This window comes from Bacillus xiamenensis, assembly GCF_000300535.1.
Lineage (GTDB): Bacteria > Bacillota > Bacilli > Bacillales > Bacillaceae > Bacillus > Bacillus xiamenensis.
Genome location: NZ_AMSH01000046.1, coordinates 1 through 26,828, shown reverse-complemented (window position 1 = coordinate 26,828; position 26,828 = coordinate 1). Strand labels below are relative to the sequence as shown.

General features: G+C 41.3%; 26 protein-coding genes. 15 read left to right on the top strand and 11 right to left on the bottom strand.

Going from position 1 to position 26,828, the window contains the following annotated elements:
• Window positions 1-62: 62 nt before the first annotated feature.
• Window positions 63-320, bottom strand: a complete 258-nt coding sequence (locus BA1_RS13605; RefSeq protein WP_008360018.1) for a hypothetical protein — start codon at window positions 318-320, stop codon at window positions 63-65.
• 92 nt (window positions 321-412) lie between these two features.
• Window positions 413-1,114 carry a class I SAM-dependent methyltransferase gene (locus BA1_RS13600; protein ID WP_008360016.1) on the bottom strand — a complete coding sequence of 234 codons (702 nt, stop codon included), beginning with the start codon at window positions 1,112-1,114 and terminating at the stop codon, window positions 413-415.
• A gap of 151 nt (window positions 1,115-1,265) precedes the next feature.
• Between BA1_RS13600 and BA1_RS13595 the strand changes: the two genes are divergently transcribed.
• On the top strand, window positions 1,266-2,651 hold the full coding sequence (locus tag BA1_RS13595) for a S41 family peptidase (RefSeq protein WP_008360015.1): 1,386 nt from the start codon (window positions 1,266-1,268) through the stop codon (window positions 2,649-2,651).
• Between the two features lie 205 nt (window positions 2,652-2,856).
• Here BA1_RS13595 and BA1_RS13590 read toward each other — a convergent pair whose 3' ends face one another.
• The 3 genes from BA1_RS13590 to BA1_RS13580 form a co-directional block, all read right to left on the bottom strand.
• Complete coding sequence (locus tag BA1_RS13590) at window positions 2,857-4,350, bottom strand: sodium:solute symporter family protein (RefSeq protein WP_008360013.1); 1,494 nt, start codon at window positions 4,348-4,350, stop codon at window positions 2,857-2,859.
• On the bottom strand, window positions 4,350-4,553 hold the full coding sequence (locus tag BA1_RS13585) for a DUF3311 domain-containing protein (protein WP_008360011.1): 204 nt from the start codon (window positions 4,551-4,553) through the stop codon (window positions 4,350-4,352). The genes BA1_RS13590 and BA1_RS13585 overlap by 1 nt, the downstream gene beginning before the upstream one ends.
• A gap of 236 nt (window positions 4,554-4,789) precedes the next feature.
• A complete protein-coding gene (locus tag BA1_RS13580; RefSeq protein WP_008360010.1) occupies window positions 4,790-5,407 on the bottom strand; it encodes a nitroreductase family protein in 618 nt (205 codons plus the stop codon).
• A 139-nt stretch (window positions 5,408-5,546) separates the two neighbouring features.
• Here BA1_RS13580 and BA1_RS13575 point away from each other — a divergent pair, with 139 nt between their 5' ends.
• Both BA1_RS13575 and BA1_RS13570 read left to right on the top strand, forming a co-directional pair.
• On the top strand, window positions 5,547-5,879 hold the full coding sequence (locus BA1_RS13575; protein ID WP_008360008.1) for a winged helix-turn-helix transcriptional regulator: 333 nt from the start codon (window positions 5,547-5,549) through the stop codon (window positions 5,877-5,879).
• Window positions 5,880-5,954: 75 nt separating this feature from the next.
• Entirely contained in the window at window positions 5,955-6,173 is a 219-nt protein-coding gene (locus tag BA1_RS13570) for a hypothetical protein (RefSeq protein WP_008360006.1), read from the top strand.
• 40 nt (window positions 6,174-6,213) lie between these two features.
• Here the strand turns inward: BA1_RS13570 and BA1_RS13565 are convergent, their stop codons facing one another.
• Window positions 6,214-6,687, bottom strand: a complete 474-nt coding sequence (locus tag BA1_RS13565; RefSeq protein ID WP_008360004.1) for an Hsp20/alpha crystallin family protein — start codon at window positions 6,685-6,687, stop codon at window positions 6,214-6,216.
• 95 nt (window positions 6,688-6,782) lie between these two features.
• Here BA1_RS13565 and rarD point away from each other — a divergent pair, with 95 nt between their 5' ends.
• From rarD to BA1_RS13540, 5 genes are all read left to right on the top strand, one after another.
• Window positions 6,783-7,688 carry an EamA family transporter RarD gene (gene rarD, locus BA1_RS13560; RefSeq protein ID WP_008360003.1) on the top strand — a complete coding sequence of 302 codons (906 nt, stop codon included), beginning with the start codon at window positions 6,783-6,785 and terminating at the stop codon, window positions 7,686-7,688.
• A gap of 79 nt (window positions 7,689-7,767) precedes the next feature.
• Complete coding sequence (locus BA1_RS13555) at window positions 7,768-8,049, top strand: hypothetical protein (protein ID WP_008360001.1); 282 nt, start codon at window positions 7,768-7,770, stop codon at window positions 8,047-8,049.
• Entirely contained in the window at window positions 8,046-8,396 is a 351-nt protein-coding gene (locus BA1_RS13550; protein ID WP_008359999.1) for a YojF family protein, read from the top strand. The genes BA1_RS13555 and BA1_RS13550 overlap by 4 nt, the downstream gene beginning before the upstream one ends.
• A gap of 18 nt (window positions 8,397-8,414) precedes the next feature.
• On the top strand, window positions 8,415-9,080 hold the full coding sequence (gene bshB2 / locus BA1_RS13545) for a bacillithiol biosynthesis deacetylase BshB2 (RefSeq protein ID WP_008359998.1): 666 nt from the start codon (window positions 8,415-8,417) through the stop codon (window positions 9,078-9,080).
• A 462-nt stretch (window positions 9,081-9,542) separates the two neighbouring features.
• Window positions 9,543-10,751 carry an MFS transporter gene (locus BA1_RS13540; protein ID WP_008359996.1) on the top strand — a complete coding sequence of 403 codons (1,209 nt, stop codon included), beginning with the start codon at window positions 9,543-9,545 and terminating at the stop codon, window positions 10,749-10,751.
• A gap of 164 nt (window positions 10,752-10,915) precedes the next feature.
• On the opposite strand, the gene BA1_RS13535 is transcribed toward BA1_RS13540, so the two are convergent.
• Together BA1_RS13535 and BA1_RS19685 are read right to left on the bottom strand one after the other, a co-directional pair.
• Entirely contained in the window at window positions 10,916-12,313 is a 1,398-nt protein-coding gene (locus BA1_RS13535; protein WP_008359995.1) for an MATE family efflux transporter, read from the bottom strand.
• Between the two features lie 59 nt (window positions 12,314-12,372).
• On the bottom strand, window positions 12,373-12,498 hold the full coding sequence (locus tag BA1_RS19685; protein ID WP_008359993.1) for a hypothetical protein: 126 nt from the start codon (window positions 12,496-12,498) through the stop codon (window positions 12,373-12,375).
• Between the two features lie 81 nt (window positions 12,499-12,579).
• Here BA1_RS19685 and cdaS point away from each other — a divergent pair, with 81 nt between their 5' ends.
• The 7 genes from cdaS to odhB all read left to right on the top strand — a co-directional run bounded on the left by cdaS (window position 12,580) and on the right by odhB (window position 22,821).
• Window positions 12,580-13,206 carry a sporulation-specific diadenylate cyclase CdaS gene (gene cdaS / locus BA1_RS13530; protein WP_008359991.1) on the top strand — a complete coding sequence of 209 codons (627 nt, stop codon included), beginning with the start codon at window positions 12,580-12,582 and terminating at the stop codon, window positions 13,204-13,206.
• Window positions 13,207-13,607: 401 nt separating this feature from the next.
• Window positions 13,608-14,942, top strand: a complete 1,335-nt coding sequence (locus BA1_RS13525) for a C40 family peptidase (RefSeq protein ID WP_008359989.1) — start codon at window positions 13,608-13,610, stop codon at window positions 14,940-14,942.
• A 74-nt stretch (window positions 14,943-15,016) separates the two neighbouring features.
• Window positions 15,017-15,595: a superoxide dismutase family protein gene (locus tag BA1_RS13520; protein WP_008359987.1), complete on the top strand. Its 579-nt coding sequence runs from the start codon at window positions 15,017-15,019 to the stop codon at window positions 15,593-15,595.
• An 89-nt stretch (window positions 15,596-15,684) separates the two neighbouring features.
• On the top strand, window positions 15,685-16,563 hold the full coding sequence (locus BA1_RS13515; protein ID WP_008359985.1) for an ATP-binding protein: 879 nt from the start codon (window positions 15,685-15,687) through the stop codon (window positions 16,561-16,563).
• Between the two features lie 11 nt (window positions 16,564-16,574).
• Window positions 16,575-18,491, top strand: coding sequence for a vWA domain-containing protein (locus tag BA1_RS13510; protein WP_008359983.1), 1,917 nt, complete (start codon window positions 16,575-16,577; stop codon window positions 18,489-18,491).
• A gap of 224 nt (window positions 18,492-18,715) precedes the next feature.
• A complete protein-coding gene (gene sucA / locus BA1_RS13505) occupies window positions 18,716-21,550 on the top strand; it encodes a 2-oxoglutarate dehydrogenase E1 component (RefSeq protein WP_008359982.1) in 2,835 nt (944 codons plus the stop codon).
• 14 nt (window positions 21,551-21,564) lie between these two features.
• Entirely contained in the window at window positions 21,565-22,821 is a 1,257-nt protein-coding gene (gene odhB, locus BA1_RS13500; RefSeq protein ID WP_008359980.1) for a 2-oxoglutarate dehydrogenase complex dihydrolipoyllysine-residue succinyltransferase, read from the top strand.
• 34 nt (window positions 22,822-22,855) lie between these two features.
• Here odhB and BA1_RS13495 read toward each other — a convergent pair whose 3' ends face one another.
• The 3 genes from BA1_RS13495 to BA1_RS13485 all read right to left on the bottom strand — a co-directional run bounded on the left by BA1_RS13495 (window position 22,856) and on the right by BA1_RS13485 (window position 26,643).
• Window positions 22,856-23,806 (bottom strand): bile acid:sodium symporter family protein, encoded by a 951-nt coding sequence (locus BA1_RS13495; RefSeq protein WP_008359978.1) that lies wholly within the window; start codon window positions 23,804-23,806, stop codon window positions 22,856-22,858.
• A gap of 145 nt (window positions 23,807-23,951) precedes the next feature.
• On the bottom strand, window positions 23,952-24,773 hold the full coding sequence (locus BA1_RS13490) for a superoxide dismutase (RefSeq protein WP_008359976.1): 822 nt from the start codon (window positions 24,771-24,773) through the stop codon (window positions 23,952-23,954).
• Entirely contained in the window at window positions 24,766-26,643 is a 1,878-nt protein-coding gene (locus tag BA1_RS13485; protein ID WP_008359975.1) for a terpene cyclase/mutase family protein, read from the bottom strand. The genes BA1_RS13490 and BA1_RS13485 overlap by 8 nt, the downstream gene beginning before the upstream one ends.
• Window positions 26,644-26,828: the final 185 nt, after the last annotated feature.

Below are 26,828 nucleotides of genomic sequence, written 5' to 3'. Positions count from 1 at the left end.
AGACTGTGTCTAATATTTGGGGTGCACTTCAGCTTATGGGGAGGCCTTCTTTTATTGTCTTTTTAAAAAAAGAACAAACCTGCTAATGCGAAGCCGGTAATAAAACCGAGGCCAATGCCGTAAGCTGCACCCCAGCCCCAGCCATAATAACCTCCGTAATATCCAAAGCCAAAGCCCCCGCGGGACCCGCCGATTGGACGGATATAGACTTTGCGGTTTGTCACCCGCTCAATACGTCCAACATGTACTCTGCCATTACGATCAGTGATTCTAGCCACTTTTCCCATATGCTGCTGACAAAGCTTGTAGTAGCGCTCCATGTTTTACCTCCTTATGATAAACTCTTTTCACTCTTATCCTATGCGAGAGACTTCATAGAGTTTGGACAAAACATATAGGAGATTCGCTCATTTTATACTGTACATTCAAATAAAATGTGACTTAGGTTTTCTCGGTGGGCTCCAATAAGCTCATAGTGTGTTTGCAGTGTATCGTAAAGAGACGGTGGTATTTGTTCAGATAGTTCTATTTCTGTAGTAGGCTCCTCCTGCACCATGTGCTCATCAAAAGAGAGAATCCGAATATCGCGGAATCCTGCCAATGTTAACTGTTCTTTCCATTCTGAAAGTGAAAAGAGGGAGTGAAACCCGTAAAACTCTCGAACAGCTGCCTGTTCTTTTGGTGTGAGCGGTGCTTTTAACACAGCCTCATTAGCGATCAATTGACCTCCAGGAGCAAGTACCCGTTTAATCTCTGCAAGTGCAGACTGTAAATGGGTGAAGCTTAATACAGATTCACTGATCACTAGAGAGAACGATGCATCAGCAAATGGTAGTTGTTCAATAGAAGCTTGCAGGGCATGGAGCGGCAGTTTTTCACGCGCGAATCGAAGGTTAGCCTTTTTAATCATCAACGGATGAGTATCAATCGCTTTCACCTGATAACCTAAATGCCCTAAATATGCGGCTGTTTGTCCTGTACCGCATCCAGCATCCAGTATATGATCATCAGGCTTCAAATTCATTTGCTCGATCATCGTTTTTGTTAACTCTATTCCACCAGGATGAGCACCTGATACACCAAAATAGGCAAGCATTTCTACATAATCACTCATGGAATCCCTTCTTTCCTTATCATGTTTCTCTCTAAAGATTATGCAATCCAGGGTCAAATGGCTTATCTTTTCAAATAGAAGTTTGATCCTTTGGTTGACGGATGAAGAATCGTCCTTGATAATAATGAAAGGAGATAAAGGTGGTGTTTTTTTGAAAAAACAATTCAAGTTCGTGCTAGCCATTCTGGTGACAGCAGCGCTTTCCTCATCGATTACATTTGTGATCACAAAACAAAGTGCTGTCAGTGTCTCAGGAGATGAGAAGTTTAGTAAACTCATGGCTGCTTATACGAAGGTCAAAAATGAGTATTACGAAAAAACGGATGATCAAAAACTAGTAGATGGTGCGATTCAAGGAATGATTGCATCACTTGATGATCCATACTCTACATATATGGATCAGGAGGAAGCCGAAGGGTTTAACAACACCATTTCTTCCTCATTTGAAGGAATTGGTGCACAAGTAGAAGAAAAGGATGGACAAATTTTAATTGTCGCACCGATTAAAGGCTCTCCTGCTGAAAAAGCTGGTTTGAAACCTCATGATCGTATTTTAAAAGTGGATGGAAAAAGCACAAAAGGCATGTCAGTCAATAAAGCGGTATCTCTCATCAGAGGGAAAAAAGGAACGGATGTCAAGCTAAGTCTGAATCGTCAAGGTGTTGGAAACGTGGACGTGAATATTACAAGAGACACCATTCCTCTTGAAACGGTTTATACAAAACTAACAAAAGATAAAATAGGAGAAATCCAAATTACTTCTTTTGCTGAAACGACATCTAAGGAGCTAAACAAAGCGATTGATGACCTCCAGAAAAAAGGTGCAAAAGGTTTTGTGATTGACCTAAGAGATAATCCAGGCGGCATCATGACTGAAGCGATTGAAATGAGTAATGACTTTATTGATAAAGGAAAAGTCATTATGCAGGTTGAAGAAAAAGGGAAGAAACAAGTGTACAAAGCGGAAAAAGAACGAAAAGTTCAGCAGCCGGCTGTTGTCCTAGTAAACGGCGGATCAGCTAGTGCTGCTGAAATCATGGCGGCAGCTCTGCACCAATCATCAGGTATTCAAATTGTTGGTGAAAAGACATTTGGTAAAGGGACTGTTCAGAATGCCCAAAGCTATAATGATGGTTCTAGTGTGAAATTAACGATTGCCAAATGGCTGACACCAAACGGCTCTTGGATTCACAAAAAAGGCATTGAACCACAGATAAAAGCATCTCTACCGAGTTATGCGAAGCTGCCATACTTAAGCCCCAAAAAGACGTATCAGCTGAATGATCATGGAGATGAAGTCAAAGCGGCTCAAAAAATGTTCCAAGCGCTTGGCTACAAAGCAAAAGCCAATGGAGAATATGATCAAGCATTCCAGTCGATCTTGAAAAGCTTCCAAACTGATCACGATCTGAAGGCAGACGGTATTCTCACAGGCGACACAACGACGGTACTGATGACAAAGATCCAAGAGAAGCTAAAGAAAAATGATACGCAAATGAAAAAAGCCATTGAAGTGTTGAAAAAAGAAATGAAATAGAAAAAGCACTCTTCGATTACAAGAGCGCTCAGATGGTTGACAAAGGGCTAAAATGAACTTGATTTTAGCCCTTTCTCTTCTTTTTAGCGTGACCTGAAAACCTTTGCAGTCTAGGAAGGACGAGTACCGGTGCGGAACGAATTTGACATTCGTGAGCACCGGGAATGCGAGGGTTCCTTATCAGGGGACTGCTTTTTTCTTCTGCTTACGCTTTATTGGCTACCGGTTCTACTTGTTCACTGCCATTTTCAAACAGATCGCTTGTCACGGAGTTAGATGTGACATTTTTCTGGAAGAACGGATTCAATATCAAGATGATAAGAACGTTCGCTAGTAAACCGAGAAAGCCCTCATAAAGGCCAAACGTCACTTGTGTGATATTGGCTGTGAAAGTAACGATAATTCCTGCGACAAGCCCAGCAATGGTTGCTTCTCTAGATTGTTTTTTCCAGAACAAGCTGATCGCAATCGCCGGGAAAATTTGAACCATTCCTGAAACACCGATCAGCTGAAGCGTGACAAGCGCAGTTGGGAACAGCATACCGAATAAAAGAGCAAGCCCAATGACGATAAATACCATTGAACGTGTAATGATGGTTAACCGTTTAGGTGACACATTTGGATGGATTAAGTCACGGTATAAATTATTCGCAAATAAATTCGACGCGCCAATGGCCATGATCGAGCATGGAATGAGTGAAGCAAGTGCAATCGTTGAATAGGCAAGCCCCTGCATCACGCCTCCATATGACGTTTGAATTAAATGAAGAAGTGCAAATCTAGGATTTGTATCTTCTGGTAAGACCAAAAATGCAATAAATCCAAGGAAAATGACCAAAATCAGCACAATGTTGTAAAGGGGTAAAAAGATGCTGTTTTTCCGGATGGCATCTGCGCTTTTCGCTGTAAATACCCCAGTAGCTGCATGTGCCCACATAAACAAAGCTAGTGCAGAAACGCCTGAAGCGGTAATAAACCATAAAATGCCTTTAGGACCGCCTTCAGGTATCGTCAGAAGCTGCGGCGCCTCTTTAGCTAATGTATTCATCATTGGTGTCCAGCCGTTAAAATGAATAATAGGCAGAGAAACCACCATAAAAAGCATGATCACCCAAACAAGAATATCTTTAATAATGGCTGTATATGTAGGCCCTTTAATCCCACTGAAAAACGTATAAAGCGCGACTAAAATAAATGAAATCACAACAACTGCATTCACATTAATATAACTCGTTCCAGCGACAGTTAGCGTATCTTGAATGCCGCTTAGCTGCAGACAAATATATGGAATCAGCATCAGTACACCGATAATGGCAATTAAACTGGATAACAGCTTGCTGTCAAACCGCTCACGTGCATAGTCAGCAAGTGTTGTCAGCTTGTGATTTTTCGCAACCGTCCAAAGTTTCGGTAAGAAGAAATAAGCAATAAAATAAGCAAGAACCGAATAGGGGATAGCGAAAAAAGCCACACTTCCAGCTGTATAAGCTGTACTTGTTAGCCCTAAAAAGGTATAGGCTGTGTATAAGTCTGCGCCAACAAGGAACCAGACGAGCAGCCCGCCGAATTTTCTTCCGCCGACAGACCATTCTTCTACTGTCTGTCTTGACGATTTGTCACGACCAGCGGCAAATCCGATGACCACGACGATGAAAATAATACTTGCAGTAATCAATAAAGCTGTTAAATTTCCTTGCATCAGTCAGTTCCTCCAGTTGAATGTTGCATCCTGTAAATGATAAATGTGCAAATAGGTGTAAGAACAATCCATAGTAAGAGCCAGAAGTGGAAAAAAGGCAGCCCAATCACAAATGGATGAATACGATTCACCAAGGGAAGCAGTGCAAGCTGCCCAATGAATGGAATCGCGATGAGTAGTGCCAGCATCAATTTTTTATTCATGTGTTCCTCCTGAATATTTTGTAATTTCATAATAATAGCAGTTGTCAGATTAGATCACAAGACCATTTTCAGAAAAAACAATTATTTTTGTGAATATCATACTAATATAACGCTTTCATTTCGGAAAAGAGAGAAAGAGCGAAGTACGGTAAAGGGAACATTGAAAATAAGTATGGAGGAATAATATTTAAAGCAAATAAAAAAGCCCCAGCATAAAGCTGGGACTGTGCCGTTTTTTATAGGAAATCAGATACTTCTTCGATGTCAAAACGATTGCTTTTATGAGCTTCTTTTGCTGCTTTTCCGACAGAAATTAACATAACTGGTTCGTAGCGGCTGCTCACATTGAATTCTTTTATGTAAGCTTCTTTGCTGAAACCGCCCATTGCGCAAGTATCATATCCCATAGCTTTTGCCGCAATCATTAATTGCATGGCTGCTAACGAAGCATTTGAATAGGCAGCTTCACGTGCATATTGCTCGCTTTGGTAAGCACCATTGATTTGCGTCATCAGTGTTTCTTTAATGTCCTCTGTGATGAAGCCTTGCTCTGCTAGCTCACTGTAAATTTTTTCGCCATTTTTATTGGCTTCAAGGTCACCTAGCACAGCAATGACAGCGGATGCTTGTGAAACTTGTTTTTGGTTGTAAGCAATTGGAAGAAGCTTTGCTTTTGATTCAGCACTATGGAAAACAGTGAAATGCCAATGTTGAAGGTTCCATGCAGATGGTGCTTTTGTTGTGATATCAAGAAGCTCTGTTAACTCTTCCTTTGTCATTTCATGAGTTGTATCATACTCTTTTACTGAAGCTCTTTCTTTTAAAATGTCAATCGTTTTTTGATCGGTCGCCATATGGATATTTCCTCCCGTTTGTGCAAATAGTATGGTACAATAAATAAAAAAGTGAGAAACTTACTTATTGTAACTAGACACATTTTAAATTGTATACCGTTAGTTTGTCAAACATTCATGAAAAGAAAGGCTGAAATATATGGAATTCCAATTATGCCCACACATTCAGCAAGCTTTTTTACTTCTTGGGAAAAAGTGGAATGGTCTCATTATTCATGTATTGCTTGATGGTCCAAAGCGGTTTAAAGACCTGACGGATATGATTCCATCTATCAGTCAAAAAATGCTCGCAGAACGCTTAAAAGAGCTTGAACAAGAAGGAATTATAGAGCGCATTGTGCTGCCTGAAACGCCTGTGAAAGTCATCTATTCCTTAACCGAAAAAGGGAATGCATTAAACGATGTGTTTGGAGAAGTATCGCGCTGGGCAGGGGAGTATGCCGGATCTCATGAAAAAAAAGAGCAAGCCTAGTTTCAGGTTTGCCCAAACGTTTTGTCTCCTGATGAATATGCTGATGTTAGGCACATGACAAAGGAGGAGAAATGCATGTACCCTCATACTCCGTATTTTCGAGGCGGCGCCCCTGGCATTCCGCCGTTTGAATCCAGAGTCCCTTTGTTTTTTGGTTTTGGCGCTCCTTTAGTCGGCGGACTGCTTGGCGGATTTCTAGGAAGTGCGATTTTTAATTATCCTCGTCCATATTACCCGCCACCACCACCGCCTGTTCCACCACCATATGGCGGCGGATATCCACCATATTATTAAGAAAAAAGACTAAGCCTGCTCCCATACGAAAGCAGGCTTTTTATAATGGAATATCTATTTCAGAAATCCCCGGATCATCATGCTTTAAAAACATAATTTCTAAAATACCATCCTGATACGAAGCCTTCGTTCCTTTTCTTTTCACAGCAGCAGGCAGGACCACCTTCTTTTGTTCATTCTCTTCTGGAAAATGATCAATAAAGAGTAGATTAGCTGTATGTCTGATTTTTACTTTTTCAGTGTTTGGACGAGCAAGCTCTATTTTGACAAACACGTGATCAGTTGTCTCGAACACTTCAACATTCGGCTCTTTCTCTTTTTTAACATCGGGCTCTCTCGTTTTTTTCTGCTGAGACAGCGGATCCTGAAAGGGGAACTGAGCAGAATAATTGGAGCCGAATACACTTTCCATCACTTGATTGACATATTGCTCAACATCTTTAGGATCTGAATTTTTTAAGGCTTCTTTTGAAAATTGCTTTTGAAAAGGGAATAATCGGTTCCAGTCAAACATGCAAATCATCCTTTCTAAATGCCCTGAATTAGTATATGCCCATTCAGCGGAGTGCGTGCTATAATATACGATAGGTTTAGAAAGGAATGGTTAGATTGAACGAACAACATCAATCAAAAGGTGTCTTATATACTGCGGCATCTTTTACATTATGGGGGCTGTTCCCATTATATTGGAAACTGATGGAGCATATTTCGTCAGGCGAAATTTTAGCGCACAGAATTGTATGGTCATTTATTTTTATGTGCGGTATTCTCCTTTATTTAAAGCAAGTCCGTCCAGCGATGCAGACTGTGAAGGGTCTGATGATGGATGGAAAAGCATTTTTCTCCTTACTTTTATCTGCTATTTTAATTTCGGTTAACTGGTATGTGTACATTTGGGCCGTGAATCATGATCTGATGCTAGAAGCGAGTTTGGGGTATTATATTAATCCACTCGTATCAGTTTTACTAGGCATCATTTTCTTGAAAGAACGAATGAATAAAATGCAAACAATCGCAATCCTCGTCGCCGCTGCTGGCGTGATCATTTCAACAGTTCAGTACGGTTCATTCCCAGTTGTTGCTTTTTTATTAGCCTTTAGCTTTGGTTTTTATGGCTTGATTAAAAAGAGGATGAGCTTTACAAGTGCCATTGGACTAACGATTGAAACGCTTCTTCTTGCGCCGGCTGCACTTGTTTACTTATTATTTTTCTTAAAAGAACCAGTTGTGACAATGCATCCGAGCAGCTTCGGTTCTCTTGGCCTGTTATTTTTTGCAGGGGTCTTTACAGCTGTTCCGCTTCTTTTGTTTTCTGAAGGGGCAAAAAGAATTCCACTTTATCAAGTGGGCATTTTGCAATATATTGCACCGACGATTACGTTGTTCTTAGGTCTGTTTGTGTATCACGAACATTTATCTGCGGCTAAAATCGTGACGTTTCTCTGTATTTGGACAGCGATTTTCCTATTTACCACCTCGCAAATACGAATGAAAAAAACAGCGAATTCTCATTAAAGAGAACAAGCAGTTTGCTTTTTTTTGAAGGCGGATCATGTCATAATAAGTTGTTACCAAAACTGTAGAGGGTGATCACATGTCATCAGCCAATGAGCTAGTATTCGCTTACAGGTCTTTATGGAAAAATCGTCAGCTTCAAGTCGATGATATGTCTTCTTTACACGAGGCCATATGTGATGATTTACTCGATGCACGCACCCATCCGCGTGCAAGAAAATCATTGCATCAAAAGTACGTGCTCGCTGTGGAGAGAATATTAGAGAGTGCTGTTAAGCAGGATCATCAGCTGCAGCTGATCAGCTTACATACGAAAAAGCTGCGAGAACTAATTCAAAATGAAGGAAGGAACCACTCATGAAACCAATTCAAACGGAAGATGTCACAGCACATCTTGAATCGTTTTTAAATCGTCCAGTCTTCGTTCATCTTGAAACGACAACTGGTTCTTATTCAGCTCATGTGAATGAACAAAACATGACGGTCGTGGCGTATATCCGCAATGCGAAAGTCGTCTATTCACAGGCAAAAATAAAAGGACAAGGTCCATACCGTGTGGGAATGAAAACGGAAGATGGCTGGATTTACGCAGAAGGTTTGACCGACTACGTGTTTGATGACCAAGGCCGCTTGCTGTTAGCAGGGCATCTGCCAGACGGAAAACTAGCGATCTCATTACAAATTAGTGAAACACCATTTCAGGTGTAGGAGAAAGGGTGACAACTGATGAACGAACATGTACTTGTGATGCTGCCTCACCCCGACGATGAATCCTTTGGGGTCGCAGGGCTCATCGCGCAAAGCAGAAAACGTGGAATTCCAGTGACGTATGCATGCGGAACACTTGGAGAAATGGGAAGAAATATGGGAAGCCCGACATACGCTAACCGTGAGACACTCCCTGAATTAAGAAAACAGGAATTAATCAATGCATGTAAAGAAATGGATGTCACGGATTTACGTATGCTTGGCCTTCGCGATAAAACGTTAGAATTTGAAGATGATGAGTATTTGGCCGATGTGATGGAAAACATCATTGATGACGTGAAACCAACACTTATTGTCACGTTTTACCCAGGGCATGGTGTACACCCTGATCATGATGCGACAGGTGAAGCGGTCATTCGTGCTCTATACCGCAAGAAAAAAGAAGACCGTCCCGTCACATACTGCATGGCCATTACGAAAAATCGAGAAGAAGTGCTGGGAAATGCCGATATTGTGATTGATATTACAGATGTAGCAGATATCAAATTAAACGCACTAAGAGCGCATAGAACACAAACAGAAGGCATGCTAAGAGAGCTTGAACAAAAGCTGAAAAACAAAGAACCTGTCGTCCAAAAATGGTTCGATGAAGAAATTTTCTGGACGTATCAATGGAATGACTAAATAAAAAGAGCTGGCCGAAGTCAGCTTTCTCGGGCTGTCGTCAACATATCGACAGCCTCCTTTATTGTCTAAATACCTATTATTGATATGTCTTCTTAACCCCTTTATTTAGTTGTAAGTATTCGCGATGAGTTTAAGAAATGCCTGATTGACTGTAAATGTATCATATGGTAAATTTTAATCGTATAAAATGTCAAATTCTTATATTGTTCTTCTTTCATCCTTCTCTTTTTACACCTTTATTTAGCGATCGACTCATCCATGTAAATGGTCTCATCATTTTCCAATCGAATTTTATATCAAGTTGTCTATTATGTAAGCGCAGAGTGAAATAAAGAAAATCTTTATTAAATATTACTCACACGTTTCATAAAAGGATTTGACGAGTATACATTCCTTGGAGAATCAGATTCTGGCGATACTATAGAAGGAACATTTGGTTCAATAAAGGGAGATACTTTTATGGTCAAGTTAAGGTTGTTATTAGCGGCGAATCTTATTTCCTCTGTGGGTACTGGAGTTACTTCCTATTTAATGATTTGGTTGCTAATAGACCAATTAAATCAATCAGTTTTATATGGCATTGTAACCATGGTTACGATGACTTTTGTGTTCTTAGCCTCTCCTTTTTTAGGAAGTTTGGTTGATAGACACTCTCGAAAAAGCATATTCCTTCAATTGGAGATCACTGGTGCGGTCATGCTGCTTATTTTTCTCATTCTCTTTGATATTTCAACTCTTCTTAACATCATTCTTGTCGTTATATTGACCTTGTACAATACGACATATGATTCAATAAAATATCCAACCTTATCAGCTCTAACCCAAGAAATGTTTAATAAGAATGAGTATAGCAAAGTGAATAGCAGTTTAGAGGTTCAGGGGCAAGCAGCGTTAATGATCAGCTCTGGTTTAGCCGCTTGTTTGATCGGACAAATATCTATTACAGTTATATTGCTTATGAATGTCATCACTTTTGTCATCGCATCCATTCTCATTTATAAATTGCCCTATCAATCTAGCAGTTCAATTAAGGAACAATTCCATTCTACTAAAAGTGCATCGTACTGGGAAAACTTCACATCATCACTACAATATCTTTTCCACCGTAAAGTTTTGTTTGTCCTTTTACTAACGACTTTTGTGCCCAGCATTGTCATTATTGTAGCGAATTATTTGGATCCCATTTTTGTTTATCATTACTTAAACGAGGGGCCCTCAGTGATTGGCATCGCCAATATTTTTTACGCAGTCGGCGCAATCAGTGCAGGCTTCATTGCGTATCAAATGTCGAAGAAAGTCGGGGATATTCCGGGAGTTATGTTGTTCATGCTTCTTTTTGCCGCCTCAATCATGGCTATTTTCCTCATTCCTCATTCTTACACATTTATTGCAGCAAGTCTGTTTTTAGGAAACGCAAATGCATCAATTAGGATTTTCAGAAAAAGTTATCTGTTTCGTCATGTTGATAATGCGTTCATGGGACGCGTCAACTCTTTCATCAATGCTTGTAAGTTATTAGGTCAGATTTCGCTTATTGGTATTTTAACAATCACTGTGGTGCCAGCAGGAAAATCAAATGTTGGCTATGTCATTTTATGTATGATCGTCATGGTCTCTCTTCTCATCACCTCCTATTTATATGTGAAGAAAATCCGTACATTAGACTGAAAAATGTCCTGCTTTTGCCTCATTAGGTCTCCCAGATGGAAGGGTGGGGGCAAGCTTGCTCCTGGGCGGATAAAAAATGAGGTCATATCATTTAGTGTACATCTCACAACATTTACCGCATTGTCTCAATTAAAAAATCAACCGAATCATTCTCGGTTGATTTTTTACACTTTGAATTTAGTTAATGATGATACACGATGATTTTCAATTGGATTAGACAGAGAATATCGTCTTTCAATCAACCTGAGGCGGATAAAGAGGACGATTGCACCTGCAGCAAGTCCGGCAATGAGCCCGATCCAATAGCCAAACGCCCCAAATGAGGTATACGTACCAATCAGGTAGCCGGCCGGAAGACCAATGACCCAGTAAGAGACAAAAGCAGCAATCAATGTATAATTCACATCTTTATAGCCGCGCAGAGCGCCTTGAATCGGTGCAGCGACCGCATCTGACAGCTGGAAAAAGATCGCATACATCAAAAAGTGCTGTGTCATTTGTAAAACAGCTGAATCGGCTGTATACAAACCTGCAATCTCAGGTCTAAATAACAAGATGAGTGCTGCCGTACATAACGAGAACAAAACAGCTGTTCCAATGCCAATATAGCTGTAGCTTTTGGCATCTTTATACCGCATGGCACCCGCTTCAAAACCTACGACGATCGTTAACGCCATAGAGATGCTGAGCGGCAGTATATATAAGATAGAAGCAAAGTTCATCGCTGCTTGGTGACTTGCGATCGTCACGGTATCAAAGTGACCCATTAAAAGAGTGACGGCGGCAAAGATGCTTGTTTCAAAAAAGATCGCAAACCCAATAGGGATACCGATTTTCAGTATTTGTCCCATACGGGAGAGGCTGAACCGGGGCAGTTTTTGAAACAACCGAAAGGAGGCAAACGGTTCGGCTTTGATGACAATACAAATACTCATGATAAAAATCGCCCAATACGTCATCGCAGATGCAAGACCAGCCCCCGCACCGCCAAGCTTTGGAAACCCAAAGTTCCCAAAAATAAATAGGTCATTTAAAACAAAATTAATAGGAAGTGCGGTTAACGTAATGAACATCGTCACACGTGTTTTTCCTAATGCATCAACGAACGATCTCATGACTGAATAACCAAAAAGCGGGATGATTCCAATAGCAAGGAAGCTGAGAAAATGTCGGGCAATGGTTTCTACGGATGGTTCAAGCCCAAGTCTCCCTAAAATAAAAGGAACACATAACGATCCAATGACGATCACCACGATACTTAAAAGGAAAGATAAATAAATGGCCTGGAAGACAGCCCGAGGAACGTCTTCCCTGCGGCCACCGCCCATTAACTGAGCCACAATAGGGGTAACGGCCATTAATATACCGGCAAGTCCAGTATAAACAGGTGTCCAAATACTAGAACCGATCGCTACACCGGCAAGGTCTTCTGCGCTCACCTTTCCAGACATAACCGTGTCTAAAAACGTGATAAGCGAAAGACCTGCTTGCGTAATTAAGATCGGAATCAAAATAGTTAAAAATTGTGCCAACTTTGCTCGAGTGCTATTCGTTTCTCTCATCATAAGTTCCTCTCTGAACAGAAATAACGAGAGGAATTATATCATGCTATGTAAAAAAATCAATTCTCCGTCGGATTATTTTTCTTTGATGGCTTCGTTTTTTTAAACATTTGGGCATAAATAAAAGAAAGACTGACAACACCTAAAATGCTGCAAGCATATTGAATGATTTTCTGAATGGTCATATTGAGTTCACCTCCATACAAATAGAATGTGCACAATTTGTTATTTTATGACACAAGCGAAACAAGGAGAGAAATGGTGAGATGATGAATCGCACAAACGAAGAAACGATGTTTAAATTAGAGATGAAATCCCATTTGATGCAAATGATGATGGATGCAAGGAAAATCGTCGATTCGCTTGACGAGACGGAGCAATGTCTCCTTTGTGAACTCGAATTATTGCATGATCAGTTTAATGAAATGCATGCAGAGGCTTCCTCGTTTTATTTGCAATCGTATATGGAAGAATTCACACCGGGATTTGCTCAATTTTCTTTAGCCATTGAGAATTTATCAAAACAAAAGCATGGAGCACTGATTGTGATTCAAAGAAGAGACGAGGTCGAGGATTATATCCAAAAAGGGACAAACCTCCATGCGAAAATAAGTGCATCATTAATAGAGAGCATTTTCTACCCTGGGAATCCACTTCATGATGGCGCTCTTTTAGTAAAAGAAAATACGCTTGTCTCCGCCGCAAATGTCCTGCCGCTCACCTCAAAGAAAGTCAGTCCTTCTCTTGGGACAAGACACCGGGCAGCCATCGGACTATCTAGTATGACCGATGCACTTGTTCTCGTTGTATCAGAAGAAACGGGAAAAATGTCGTTTGCGAAAGAAGGAGTGCTTTATCCGCTCACTGTGAAAGGTCCGGAAATTAGGAAATAGCCCTGTACACGGCATTCTTCATTTGGAAGAATGCTTTTTTTAATGGAGAAAAAACAGGCAATTAAGTAAAAAGTCATTTGATACAGAAAAATTTGTCATGTAGAATAGAACTATGAAACTAGCAGCGTGCTTGTTTTGACAAATTTTCTAAACGTCAACTTAAAAATTCCTTGAAAAATGTTTATAAATACAGTAAACAGCCGATAGAAACGATATGGCTTTGTTTTAGCATTTTGAGTTTGCTGCTCTAACCTATTTATGATTGCCCAACGTCTTCATGTCGAGTAATATAATAGAAATAAAGATAAAATAGTGCAAGAGAAGCAGAACCATTAAATGCTAAACTCAAAACTAGTACATAAGTCTTATTGAACGAAATTATGAAAGGCGGAGATTCATCTATGAAGAAAAAAGTAGTAACCGGCCTCACAGTTTCAGCGATCGCGGGCTCAGCTGTTATTGCTGCACCGGCAGAAGCACAGACGATCAAGGTGAAAAGCGGTGACTCACTTTGGAAGATTGCCGAACAGTACAATACAAGTATTTCGGAGCTTCAATCTCTTAATCAATTAAAAACGACAATGATATTTGCAGGACAAAGCTTAAAAATTCCTGGTGCAAAAAGTTCGAAATCCAGCTCATCAACAAGCTCAAAAGCAACGAAATCCAGTGCTTCAACGACATCTAGCTACACTGTCAAGCTTGGAGATTCATTATGGCTGATCGCAAAAAATCATAACATGTCAGTTGCAAGCTTAAAAAGCCTGAACAGCTTAAACAGTGACCTCATTCGCCCTGGTCAAAAACTGAAAGTGTCTGGAAGTACAAAAACGAGCGGCAGTCAGTCATCAAGTTCAAATTCAACATCTAATTCCAGCTCAGATAATAAAACAACGAACTCAAATAGTTCATCATCAGCATCTAGTACATACAAGGTGAAATTAGGCGATTCTCTCTGGAAAATTGCCAATTCCTTAAATATGTCGATTGGTGAAATTAAAACATTGAACGCCTTAAAATCTGATATGATTTATCCAAATCAAGTATTGAAGATAAAAGGGACGGTGACGTCAAAACCAAGTCAGCCGCAAACACCTGCTAAGTCAAGCAGCCCGTCTTCAAACAGTAATCAGTCTTCAAGCGGTAAAACAACATCTTATACCGTCAAATCAGGTGATTCATTGTGGAAAATCGCCAATCAGTTTAGCGTGCAGGTTCAATCCATCCGCATGGCAAACAGCTTGAAAAGTGATGTGCTTAGAATTGGACAAGTATTGAAAATTAATGGCGCGGCTTCCGGCTCAACTGGATCTGATGGTTCTACGTCTAACGGTTCAACAACTCCGGCTAACAATAGCAAAAACGACGTGCCAATGAATGCAAAAATTATGACGATGATCCAAGAAGGCAAAAAGCTCACAGGCATTCCTTACAGATGGGGCGGCAATACACCAGCTGGGTTTGACTGTAGCGGCTTTGTGTACTATCTCATTAATAAGGTTTCATCTGTATCGAGATTAAGCACAGCAGGCTACTGGAATATGATGACGCCTGTCAGCACACCACAAGTTGGAGATTTTGTTTATTTCACAACGTACAAAGCAGGGCCTTCTCACATGGGACTATACCTTGGGAATGGAGATTTCCTTCATGCGAGTGACAGCGGAGTAGGGATTTCAAACTTAAGCAACCCATATTGGAAAAAAGCGTATCTAGGTGCAAAACGTTTCTTCTAAAAAGCCGATTTTCGGCTTTTTTGTTTGTCCCCTTATGAGATTGTCCATACTGATTGAAAAAAGGGGGCAGTCAGATGAAAATGTCCATGTGGACGGTCATGATGTGTTTGGTCATTCTCGCATCAGCATGTCATGCGCCGCCGAAAAAAGAAACAACAGAAGAGAGTCACGAAGTTGCAGCACCTAAACAAGCGCCAGTCACCGCTTCATTGATTAATGAAAGCGGGCAAAAAATAGGAAGCATCGACATACGAGAATCCTCATCAAATGGACTGGATTTACATGTGAAAGCAAAAGGATTACCGCCAGGAGCCCACGGCTTCCATATTCATGAGACAGGCGTATGTGAAGCACCAGATTTTGAAACGGCGGGTGCGCATTTTAATCCCACGCATAGAGAACACGGCTTCGACAACCCAAAGGGGCATCATGCGGGAGATATGCCTAATTTAGAGGTAGGAGCAGATGGCCAGATTGATGTCGTCGTCAATGTACCTGATGTGATGTTAAAGGGAGGCGCAAATCAATTAATTGATCAACATGGCCGAAGTTTTATCATCCATGCAGAAGCAGATGATTACTTAAGTAACCCGTCTGGAAATTCAGGGAAACGCATCGCTTGCGGAGCCATCACAAAAGAAATGGTAAAATAACAGAAGACGAACCTTTATGTATTGAGTGCATAAAGGTTTTTTTAGTATACTTGGTGAGGAAAATGATCGAAGAGAGGAATTAATCATATATGTTTAACCAACAATCACTCCCAGAAGAAATCCAAGCAATGATCAAAGCGAAAACGAAAGTTCTTAACGAAGAATACCGCCAGCTCATCGGAACAGGCGGCTATGAATCACAAGATCCTTCTATCATTCAAGATGCCATCATTGCCCTTGCGCTAGGAAAAAACGTTCTTTTAAAAGGACCGACCGGCTCAGGTAAAACAAAATTGGCAGAAACTTTATCCGCTTTCTTTCAGCAGCCGATGCACAGTGTAAACTGCTCGGTTGATCTTGATGCAGAAAGCTTAATTGGCTATAAAACCATCCACAATGATGGTCAGGTCGCTTCTATAGAATTCATTGAAGGCCCCGTAACAAAAGCGATGAAAAAAGGTCACCTTTTATATATTGATGAAATCAACATGGCAAAGCCGGAAACATTGCCTATTTTAAATGGTGTGCTTGATTACCGAAAAATGATGACAAACCCGTTTACAGGTGAAGTTGTTAGAGCGGAAGAAGGCTTCGGCGTAATTGCGGCAATCAATGAAGGATATGTTGGTACAGTGCCTCTCAACGAAGCGCTGAAAAACCGTTTTGTCGTTATAGACGTTCCTTATATTGGCGGGGGAATTTTAAAAGAAGTGTTGCAATCTCAATCCGTCTTAAAGAATGAGCGGTTCATCGACCAATTCGTACAGCTCTCATCAGATCTCATTACACAAGCGCACAATGGACAGGTGAGTGAAGAGGCAGCATCCATCCGCGCGCTCTTAGATACATGTGATCTTGCACAATATATCCCGCCGCTTCGTGCCGTTGAACGAGGGATTGTTGAAAAGCTAGAAGATGACCGGGAAAAAGCAGCGGTAAGAAATATTGCCCAAACATTATTCGAGTGAGGTTCTGACTTTTGAAATTCATCAAATTTAATGACAGCAGAATCGATTCATTTTTATTTATGGAATTAACGGATTTAGCCAAAACATTAGCCAAAAGTGACGATGTCGAACTGGAATATGGCGTGCAATCCTACTATGAACCTTTTGAAAAGAAAATTTTCATCAGCCATTTTTGGGATGATCGCAAACAAGAAGACATGACCGCAGGGCTAAAAAGTGATGTGTTCCTGCGCGCAGTAGGTACGGTGTATAGCGATCTTACGGTATTTCAGGATATCATCCGCTATGCCCACACACTGTCTATTCCTGATGTATGTAAACAATTGTTTATGCTGTTTGAAGATATCCGAATTGAAGAGCGAATTAAACGTGACCGCCCAGGAACAAAAAAAGTGTTTAAACGCAGAAGAGAACTTTACAGGCGCCACTTTAAGACGCAATTAACGATTAACCAGGAGCGAAGCATTTTAACAGATGCTCTCTTTTGCGCCATGTATCTGAAACTGACAGCTGAATCACCGCTTGAAGAAATTCCATCCCTTCACGAGCGGATTCATCCGATGATTCCGTTTATTGAGTCAAGTCTTGCACGAGTATATGATGCAGATTCTACATCTGATATAGCAGCAATCGTAAAAGCATTGACAGAAGGATTTGATGAGCTTCTTGAAAAAGATATGCTGAATACATACTTTTTCTTCCCAGAATTGGACTATGAAAAAGCGGCAAAAGAACCGCTGTTTCATGACCTCAAAAGAAAACCTAAGCTAAGTGAGGACATCAAAGTCGACCGGGAAAAAGAGGGGGATGAAGACATCCACCAAGAGTATATGGAAGTATGGCATAGAGAAACGGAAGCGCCGTCTAAAAGTTTCCTTCAATTTGATTTAGAGCACGGCGGTAAAAGTGATCTCGGTAAAGATGCGGCAAGAGAAGGTGATGATGGAGATCAGGCGCTTGGAACTGTTCAAGGCTCTGCCAAGCAAACCCATCGAAAAGACTATTCAAAGCTTGAAGCATTAGAAGAGGCAGAAGGCGAAGAAAGCGGAGCAGATACTCATGAGAACGGGAAAGAGAATAAATTTGCGTTCCCAGTCATGATTTCACCAGATCCTCCTACGCCAGAGCAAATCGATGTGTATAAGCAGCATGCAAAGGCCATTGAACCTTACCAGAAACGCTTAAAGCAAATGATTCAAAAAACACTCGAGCATAAAAAAACATGGCCAAAAACAGACCTTCATGCAGGACGTCTCAGCAAAAAGCTCATTCGCTATTTTACCGAGTCTAATCCGCGTCTTTTCTATAAAAAACAGGCACCATCCTCTCAAATTGATGCTGTTTTCACCCTGTTAGTTGACTGTTCTGCGAGCATGTTTGACAAGATGGATGAGACGAAAAAAGGGATCGTACTGTTTCATGAAGCATTAAAATCAGTGCAGGTACCTCACCAAATTGTAGGGTTCTGGGAAGATACAAATGACGCAACAGAAACAAGTCAGCCGAACTATTTCAATACAGTCGTATCGTTCAAAGACTCCTTATTTGACGCAGGACCTTCCATTATGTCACTTGAACCAGAAGAGGATAACCGGGACGGCTATGCGATTCGTCAAATGACAAACATGATTTTAAAACGAAGAGAAGAGCAAAAATTTCTCATTGTCTTCTCAGACGGAGAACCCGCAGCGTTCAGCTACGAGCAAAATGGGATCGTGGATACACATGAAGCGGTTCTTGAAGCGCGGAAAAAGGGAATTGAGGTAATCAATGTGTTTTTATCCAATTCACCAATTGAAGAAGCACAGATGAAAACGATACAAGATATGTATGGCAAGTTCAGCATTTTTGTACCAGATGTCGATACACTGCCAGATGTCTTATATCCATTACTCAAGAAACTGCTGCATAAAAGCATTGGGGCATAAGGTTTTGCCCCTTTCTTCAAATTATTTTTCGGAATGATTTAAATTTTTTGTTTTTCTTTGAATTTTTTATCTTTAATTGAACAAAGAATGTAGAAAGTAATCCAAAACAGTGGTAGAATATGATTGGAAGCGTTTTATTACATAAATTTGGTCATTTTGTTCTGGAAGTTATATCGAGATAGTGTTCAATCACTTGATGATCAAAGTTGGGGGTAGTGTTCAAAATGTTTCAAAATAATGTGAAACAACCGTTGAGTTGGGAAGAATTTCATGGTCCGAACCTCGGCTACGTGCTCGAGCTCTACGATCAATATGTCCAGGATCCTACTAGTGTTGATGAAGATCTAAGAGGCATGTTTGATGAACTTGGTGCACCACCGAGTGAAATGAAGGAGGAAATTGGGAAAAAAGAAAATAGCGTAGTTACTTCTGAACAAATCCAAAAGATAGCATCAGTCGTTAAACTGGCAGAAGACATCAGAACGTATGGCCATTTAAATGCTTCCGTCAATCCTCTTCGCAAAGAAAAGGAATTACAAGAGCTTTTTCCTTTAAAGGATTACGGTTTAACTGAAGAAGACGTTAAAAATATTCCGATATCAATTATCAGTGCAAGCGCACCTAAAAACATTTCAAACGGCATAGAAGCCATTAACCACCTGAGAAATACGTATAAGCGTACCATTTCGTTTGAATTTGATCACGTGCATGACTTCGAAGAGCGAAACTGGCTCTTAAACTCGATTGAATCTGGTGAACTATTTAAGAAAAAACCAGCTGATAAACTAGTTTCTGTATTCAAAAGATTAACAGAAGTCGAGCACTTCGAGCAGTTCCTTCATAAAACATTTGTGGGGCAAAAGCGTTTTTCTATAGAAGGATTAGACGCACTTGTTCCAGTACTAGATGAAATTATATCAGAGTCTGTTACACAAGGGACTTCAAATATTAACATTGGAATGGCACATAGAGGCCGTTTAAATGTATTAGCCCATGTATTAGGAAAACCATATGAGATCATTTTCTCAGAATTCCAGCATGCGCCAAATAAAGAGCTTGTTCCATCAGAAGGCTCTATCGGCATCAGCTACGGATGGACAGGAGATGTGAAGTACCATCTTGGGGCTGATCGTCAAATTAAAGATGAAGATACAAAGAGTGCGAGAGTCACACTTGCCAATAACCCGAGTCACTTGGAATTTATTGACCCGATTATTGAAGGAAGCACACGTGCTGCTCAGGAATCACGTACTCAAAAGGGCTATCCAGTTCAAGACGTCGAAAAAGCGTTAGCCATCTTAATTCATGGGGATGCAGCATTTCCTGGAGAAGGAATTGTAGCAGAAACATTAAATTTAAGCCAGTTGGATGGCTATCAAGTAGGTGGAACGATCCACATCATTGCAAACAATATGATTGGATTCACAACGGAAAGCAATGAATCTCGTTCAACGAAATACGCTAGTGACCTTGCAAAAGGATTCGAGATTCCAATTGTTCATGTCAATGCAGACGATCCAGAAGCATGTTTAGCGGCAGTTCAGTTAGCTGTAGAATACCGCAAACGCTTTAAAAAGGATTTCTTAATTGACTTGATTGGTTACCGCAGATACGGCCATAACGAAATGGATGAGCCTTCGACAACGCAGCCAATGCTATACGATGCGGTCAGAAAGCACAAAACCGTCAAGAATATCTTTGCGGATAAGCTTGTCTCAGAGGGTCTTCTGTCAAAAGAACAACGAGAAGAAATCGAGCAGGCTGTAACGAAAAAATTAGAAGAAGCCTATAAAAAAGTGCCTTCAAAGAAAGAACATACGATTCAAGAAATTGAACTGCCAGAGCCTGTGTCTAATGGCTTCCCAGCAGTCGATACATCCGTTGAATTTGATGTATTAAGAAAGCTGAACGAAGAATTGATCAGCTGGCCGAAAGACTTCCAAGTATTCGGTAAGCTAAAACGGATCCTTGAAAAACGTGCAAAGGTGTTTACAGATGACCGGAAAGTGGAGTGGTCACTTGGTGAAGCACTGGCATTTGCATCTATATTAAAAGACGGTACGCCAATTCGAATGACCGGACAGGATTCAGAGCGAGGCACATTTGCTCAAAGAAACCTTGTTCTTCACGACAGTCAAACGGGAGATGAATTTATTGCTCTTCATGAACTGAGTGATGCAAATGCATCATTTGCAGTCCATAACAGTCCACTGTCTGAAGGCTCTGTCATCGGATTTGAATATGGTTATAATGTCTATTCTCCTGAAACATTAGTGATTTGGGAAGCTCAATTTGGAGACTTCGCAAATGCGGCTCAAGTGTATTTCGATCAATTTATTTCAGCAGGCCGCGCAAAATGGGGACAAAAATCAGGTCTTGTAATGCTCTTGCCGCATGGATATGAAGGACAAGGTCCAGAACATTCAAGTGGAAGAACAGAGCGCTTCCTGCAATCAGCTGCTGAGAATAACTGGACAGTTGCGAACTTGACAAGTGCCGCGCAGTACTTCCATATTCTTAGAAGACAGGCGAAAATGCTGCTTCGTGAAGAGATTCGTCCGCTTGTCATTATGACACCGAAGAGTCTGCTTCGTAACCCGAACACATTATCCGAAGTCCAAGAATTAACTGACGGACAGTTCCGTCCAGTTCTGGAACAGCCGGGACTTGTGCATGATTATGAAAAAGTATCACGCCTCGTTCTATCCAGCGGGAAGGTATCAATTGATATTAGTGATCGTTTCAATCAAATGGAAGAGCCGAAAGATTGGCTTCATATTGCGAGAGTGGAACAACTATATCCATTCCCAGCGAAAGATATTAAAGCAATTTTAACGAAACTTGTGAACTTAGAAGAAATCGTCTGGGTGCAAGAAGAACCACAGAATATGGGGGCTTGGGGATACATCGAGCCATATTTACGTGAAATTGCGTCTGAAAAAGTAAAAGTGCGTTACATCGGCCGCAGAAGACGCTCAAGTACGGCTGAGGGTGATCCAACAGTGCATAAAAAAGAACAAGAACGAATTGTATCTGATAGCTTGACTCGCAAAAACTAAGGGGGAAATGAAAAATGGCGGAAATTAAAGTACCTGAATTAGCGGAATCAATCTCGGAAGGAACGATTGCCCAATGGCTAAAGCAGCCGGGCGATTATGTTGAGCAGGGAGAATACCTGCTAGAACTTGAAACAGATAAAGTCAATGTCGAACTGACAGCTGAAGAATCTGGTGTACTAAAAGAAGTACTGAAAGATTCTGGTGACACTGTCCAAGTTGGAGAAGTCATTGGAACCATTGCAGCAGGTGAAGCTGGCGGAAGCGAGTCCGCAGCTCCAGCACCTGAGCAAGATTCTGCACCAGCTTCGAAAGAAGAACCGGCAGCTGAACAAAAACAAGAGGCACCAAAAGAAGAGCCGAAAGCTGGTAATGGCAGAACCATCGCTTCTCCTGCAGCTAGAAAACTAGCACGAGAGAAGGGACTAGACTTATCTGAGATTCCAACCGTAGATCCGCTGGGCAGGGTACGAAAGCAGGATGTGGCTTCTTACCAAAAGAATGAAGCTCCTGCAAGTGCACCGAAAGCCGCGCCAAAAGCAAATGCTGCAGTGCAAAATGACCAAGCAGGAAAACCAGTTGAGCGTGAAAAAATGTCACGCCGCAGACAAACCATTGCAAAGCGTTTAGTTGAAGTTCAACAAACAGCTGCGATGCTGACAACATTTAATGAAGTGGATATGACAGCTGTGATGGATCTAAGAAAGCGTCGTAAAGATGCCTTCCTTGAACAAAATGATGTGAAACTTGGCTTCATGTCCTTCTTTACAAAAGCTGTAGTCGCAGCACTTAAGAAATATCCGCTGCTCAATGCGGAAATTCAAGGTGACGAGCTTGTCATCAAGAAATTTTATGACATCGGTATCGCTGTAGCTGCCAATGAAGGGCTTGTTGTTCCAGTTGTCCGTGATGCAGACAGATTGTCATTTGCAGGAATTGAAAAAGAAATTGGCCATCTTGCGAAAAAAGCAAGAGATAACAAATTGTCTCTCAATGAATTACAAGGTGGATCATTCACGATCACAAATGGTGGAACATTCGGTTCTCTGCTTTCGACACCAATTTTAAACAGTCCTCAAGTTGGAATTTTAGGAATGCATAAAATTCAGCTTCGTCCTGTTGCGATTGATGAAGAACGTTTTGAAAACCGCCCAATGATGTATCTAGCTCTTTCTTATGACCACCGTATTGTCGATGGAAAAGAAGCTGTTGGATTCCTTGTCACCATCAAAAACCTGCTTGAAGATCCTGAGCAGCTATTGCTTGAAGGATAATCGAAAAAATAAAAAGCTAGCACCGATTAAGGTGCTAGCTTTTTTTCTCTTTGTTTTGTTGATTTCCTCGTTTTGACCAATACGTCGCAAGCCATGAGCCAGATAAATTATGCCACACACTAAAAATGGCACTTGGTACGGCGGCAAGAGGAGAGAAGTGTGCTGTCGCAAGAGCTGCGCCAAGTCCAGAGTTTTGCATCCCCACTTCAATCGAAATAGCTCTTTGGGAGGGAATGTCCATTTTAGACCATTTGGCAATAAGGAAACCAAATAAAAGCCCGAGTCCATTATGTAACATAACAACTGCAAAAATAAGCAGGCCAGATTGCAGTATCTGGTCTTTATTTGCACTGACAACCGCAGCGATGATCGCCACAATCCCGGCAACAGATACAAGCGGCAGTGCTTGAACTGCATATGTGACTTGTTTTGAAAAAAACAATTTGACGATGACCCCTAAAATAATCGGAATCAAAACAACTTGGACGATCGACAAAAATAAAGCACCTGGAGATACGGGCAGCCAGGATCGTGCAAAAAGGTAAATGAAGACAGGGGTTAAAATGGGGGCAAGTAGTGTCGATATCGTTGTCACGGCAACAGATAATGCCGTATTTCCTTTCGCCAAAAAGGTCATCACATTGGAGGCTGTTCCGCCTGGGCAGCAGCCTACGAGAATCACACCAACAGCGATTTCAGAAGGCAAATGTAACCCATAGGCCAATAAAAATGCAATCAGCGGCATGAGTGTATACTGCGCCAAAACCCCGATCAGCACATAGAGAGGTTTTCGGAACAGCTCTTTAAAATCATCAGAGGACAGCGTCAAACCCATTCCAAACATAATGATCCCAAGTAAAAAAGGAATATAAGGTCCAATCATCGAAAATGCGGCAGGGAAGAAAAAGCCTAGACAAGCAAATACAATGACCCATATGGCAAATGTTCTTCCTGCAAAGCGGCTAATGTTTAAAAGGGTGTTCATTCATCATTCAACTCTCTTTCTTTCCATATCTTTTCTATTTTAAATGAATTTTCTGAAAAAACAACCTGATCTTAATAGGTGTTTATAATTATATTATGTAAACTAAAAAAACCCACGCAGGCCAAGGCCTACATGAAGCATGATATCAATAAGGGGTCCATTTCACTTGCTGAGCCTGCTTTAGTCTTGCTTCAGGCTCACGCCAGTCAACGACATTCCACCACCGGTCTACATATTGTGTCTTTTCATTTCGGTACTGAAGGTAGTAGGCATGTTCCCACACATCAAGGGCAAGGAGAGGGATGACATCCCATTGTGAGAGCAGTTGGTGGCGTTCGGCTTGTAAAATCTCTAAGCGATGAGCGCGTGGTGCCCATACAAGGATCGCCCACCCGACTCCTTCTACTTGTTTGGCTGCCGCTGAAAAATGTGATTTGAATGCCTCATAGCTGTCGAACGAATGCTCAATAAGACGAAGCATTTGACCAGTAGGCTTTCTTTTTCCTGAAGGACTCATTGAAAACCAAAAGATACAATGTAAATAATGCCCTGCCCCATGAAAAGAAAGCTCACGTTCCCAATGCTTGATCATCGTAAAATCATTGGTTCTTCTTGCTTTTTTTAGTGCAAGTTCAGCTTTATTTAGACCATCGACATAAGACTGATGATGCTTTTGGTGGTGCAAATACATAATTTCCTTTGAAATATAAGGCTCTAGCGCTTCATACCGATAAGGCAGCGGTGGTAACTGATGATTTCCTGCTGCTACATCCCGCAGGGCTTCGTGTTGTTTCAAATCGTCTGCAATCCTTTCGGCCAGTTCGTACCACTCTTGTTCACTGGAACGGTCATCGTTCATTTTGACGCGTAAATTTTCTGCTTTCTGGTGAATGTGATCATCTTGAGTTACATGTTGAATCGAGCTAAGCCACTCTTTGAGCTGTGAACGATATTCTTCCTTATTCATTGATACGCCTCATTTCTTTTAAAAATGTGGAACAAGCCATCATTGGAAACACAAATGGATAGCTATGATATGTGATGTAAAATTGTTTTGGCAGTCCAATGCCTACTGGATAGTGCAAGGCTTCTTCCGTATGATGATGATTCACTAAAAAGGAGACAGCTTTTAAAATCGCTTTGTCATTTGGTTTCTCATATTGCAGGAGAGCCTCTGCTGCCCAGGCGGTTTGAACCACTGTGCCAAACGGGAGCGGGACATAGGTTTTCACTTCTGCACTTTTGCATGATTCTCCGAAGCTGCCATCCTCTAGTTGAATCTGTTTTAGGAAACGGCATGCTTTTTGAACGGCAGGGTGTGAGAAAGGGATACCGGCCGCTTTGAGTCCTGTTAACGCTGCCCAAGTTCCATAAATATAACAAACACCCCATCTGCCAAACCATGATCCGTTTTTCTCTTGATGATCAAGAAGCCATTTCACGCATTGATCTTTTTGTCTGAGGATAGTTGGAGAAGCCATGTTTTTCTCCTCTAAACCAATCAGATGAAGCACGCGGCCTGTAATATCAGGAGTTGAGGGATCAATGGCCGCATCCTCCGCCGATTCAAGCGGAAGATGACGAAGCAGAAAGTGATCTTGATTTTTTTCGAACGCAGAAAAGCCGCCATCACGGTTTTGCATGGAAAGAAGCCATTCAAACCCTCGTGTCCATTGCGCTTGCGCAAATTCTTTTGGAATTGCTTTTAACACAATTTGTGTGTCATCACAATCAGGGTTATTGGTATTAATATGTGAAAAACCAAAGCCTCCTGGAGCGGCATGCCGGTTATGAATTGCCCAATCCGCTTTCTTCATTTGCTGCCGGTTCAACAAGTATGTGAATGATTTTATGATCATGGGATCTTCTCGTTTTTTGCCTGCTTTTTGAGAGGCATAACTGACCAGCGCAGTATCCCAAACAGTGGATGTGGAATTCTCAGCATACATGTGGCCGTGACAGGAGGTGACAAGCTTTTTCATGCCTTTGACCGCTTTTTGGATGAGATGATGTCCTGGTGGGTGACCAAGGCTCATTAGTGCATAGACCATAAAGATTGTCGCACTTAAGTAACTGTACAGCGTCCCATCTTGTTCAAGCCGGTCAAACATATATCGCTTAGCCGCTTCATATCCGAAAAAGTCGAGCCGGTTGTCTAAGGCGGTATATGATCTCATATACATCAGGAAGTGATCCGTTGAACGTTCTTCTCTTGCCATAAACCAGTCAAATGGATTTTTGGACATGCTATCATCAAGGTGTGCTAAGGATGGAAACTTAGCATGAGAGGTATACCGTTTGTTCAGTGCAATCATCATTGGCACAAAATGAATTCTTGCATATGCACTAAGATGGTAGAAATGCAGTGGAAATGATGTAGGGATGAGTAAAAAAGAAAGGGGTGCATAGAAGTACGGCCAGGGGTGCATGCCATTGACGGCGAGCATCCACTTTGTCATAAAATGTACGTTTTTTAATCCACCTTTTGATCGAATATATTGTGCTGCTTTTTTCATATGAGGTTCGTCTTTTTGAAATCTGCCAGAAGCGAGCATTCCGCAATAGCCTTGAACTGTTGCTGTGACATGTCCCGTTTGATCATGATACAAAGAAAAGGAACCATCTTCATTTTGCTTTGCACGTATTGCTTCGGCCAATTGATAGATCAATGTCTGATCGGGGTCATGCACAGCCTTTAACAGCATAATTAAAAAAGCATTTGTCATCATAGATCCTTCAAAGCAGAAAACAAAAGCGCCATCTTCTCTTTGTCTGCGTTCTACCTGCATGTGCAGTTCATTGATGTATTCCTGTACTCTCGTTTTGACATCCTGCATTTGGTCATGCTCCTTTCCTTTACCACTATATTCAGGAGCCTGCCTGTCACATGCCATCACAAAAAGGCCGATGACATCGTCACCGGCTTCAACGTGTAGACAAACCCTCGCATTCTCCCGCAGTCCTGCGTGCCGGTGCTCACGAATGTCAAATCAGCTCCGCTCCTGTACTCGTCCTTCCTAGA

Bases quoted from the DNA above. Each gene is read 5' to 3' on its own strand.
- BA1_RS13525 (WP_008359989.1), top strand. From the start codon at position 13,608: ATGAAGAAAAAAGTAGTAACCGGCCTCACAGTTTCAGCGATCGCGGGC.
- BA1_RS19685 (WP_008359993.1), bottom strand. From the start codon at position 12,498: ATGACCATTCAGAAAATCATTCAATATGCTTGCAGCATTTTAGGTGTT.
- BA1_RS13485 (WP_008359975.1), bottom strand. From the start codon at position 26,643: ATGCAGGATGTCAAAACGAGAGTACAGGAATACATCAATGAACTGCAC.
- BA1_RS13575 (WP_008360008.1), top strand. From the start codon at position 5,547: ATGGAATTCCAATTATGCCCACACATTCAGCAAGCTTTTTTACTTCTT.
- BA1_RS13585 (WP_008360011.1), bottom strand. From the start codon at position 4,553: ATGAATAAAAAATTGATGCTGGCACTACTCATCGCGATTCCATTCATT.
- BA1_RS13520 (WP_008359987.1), top strand. From the start codon at position 15,017: ATGAAAATGTCCATGTGGACGGTCATGATGTGTTTGGTCATTCTCGCA.
- odhB (WP_008359980.1), top strand. From the start codon at position 21,565: ATGGCGGAAATTAAAGTACCTGAATTAGCGGAATCAATCTCGGAAGGA.
- sucA (WP_008359982.1), top strand. From the start codon at position 18,716: ATGTTTCAAAATAATGTGAAACAACCGTTGAGTTGGGAAGAATTTCAT.
- BA1_RS13490 (WP_008359976.1), bottom strand. From the start codon at position 24,773: ATGAATAAGGAAGAATATCGTTCACAGCTCAAAGAGTGGCTTAGCTCG.
- BA1_RS13590 (WP_008360013.1), bottom strand. From the start codon at position 4,350: ATGCAAGGAAATTTAACAGCTTTATTGATTACTGCAAGTATTATTTTC.
- BA1_RS13515 (WP_008359985.1), top strand. From the start codon at position 15,685: ATGTTTAACCAACAATCACTCCCAGAAGAAATCCAAGCAATGATCAAA.
- BA1_RS13565 (WP_008360004.1), bottom strand. From the start codon at position 6,687: ATGTTTGACTGGAACCGATTATTCCCTTTTCAAAAGCAATTTTCAAAA.
- BA1_RS13535 (WP_008359995.1), bottom strand. From the start codon at position 12,313: ATGAGAGAAACGAATAGCACTCGAGCAAAGTTGGCACAATTTTTAACT.
- BA1_RS13580 (WP_008360010.1), bottom strand. From the start codon at position 5,407: ATGGCGACCGATCAAAAAACGATTGACATTTTAAAAGAAAGAGCTTCA.
- BA1_RS13540 (WP_008359996.1), top strand. From the start codon at position 9,543: ATGGTCAAGTTAAGGTTGTTATTAGCGGCGAATCTTATTTCCTCTGTG.
- BA1_RS13495 (WP_008359978.1), bottom strand. From the start codon at position 23,806: ATGAACACCCTTTTAAACATTAGCCGCTTTGCAGGAAGAACATTTGCC.
- cdaS (WP_008359991.1), top strand. From the start codon at position 12,580: ATGATGAATCGCACAAACGAAGAAACGATGTTTAAATTAGAGATGAAA.
- BA1_RS13570 (WP_008360006.1), top strand. From the start codon at position 5,955: ATGTACCCTCATACTCCGTATTTTCGAGGCGGCGCCCCTGGCATTCCG.
- BA1_RS13605 (WP_008360018.1), bottom strand. From the start codon at position 320: ATGGAGCGCTACTACAAGCTTTGTCAGCAGCATATGGGAAAAGTGGCT.
- BA1_RS13600 (WP_008360016.1), bottom strand. From the start codon at position 1,114: ATGAGTGATTATGTAGAAATGCTTGCCTATTTTGGTGTATCAGGTGCT.
- BA1_RS13550 (WP_008359999.1), top strand. From the start codon at position 8,046: ATGAAACCAATTCAAACGGAAGATGTCACAGCACATCTTGAATCGTTT.
- BA1_RS13555 (WP_008360001.1), top strand. From the start codon at position 7,768: ATGTCATCAGCCAATGAGCTAGTATTCGCTTACAGGTCTTTATGGAAA.
- bshB2 (WP_008359998.1), top strand. From the start codon at position 8,415: ATGAACGAACATGTACTTGTGATGCTGCCTCACCCCGACGATGAATCC.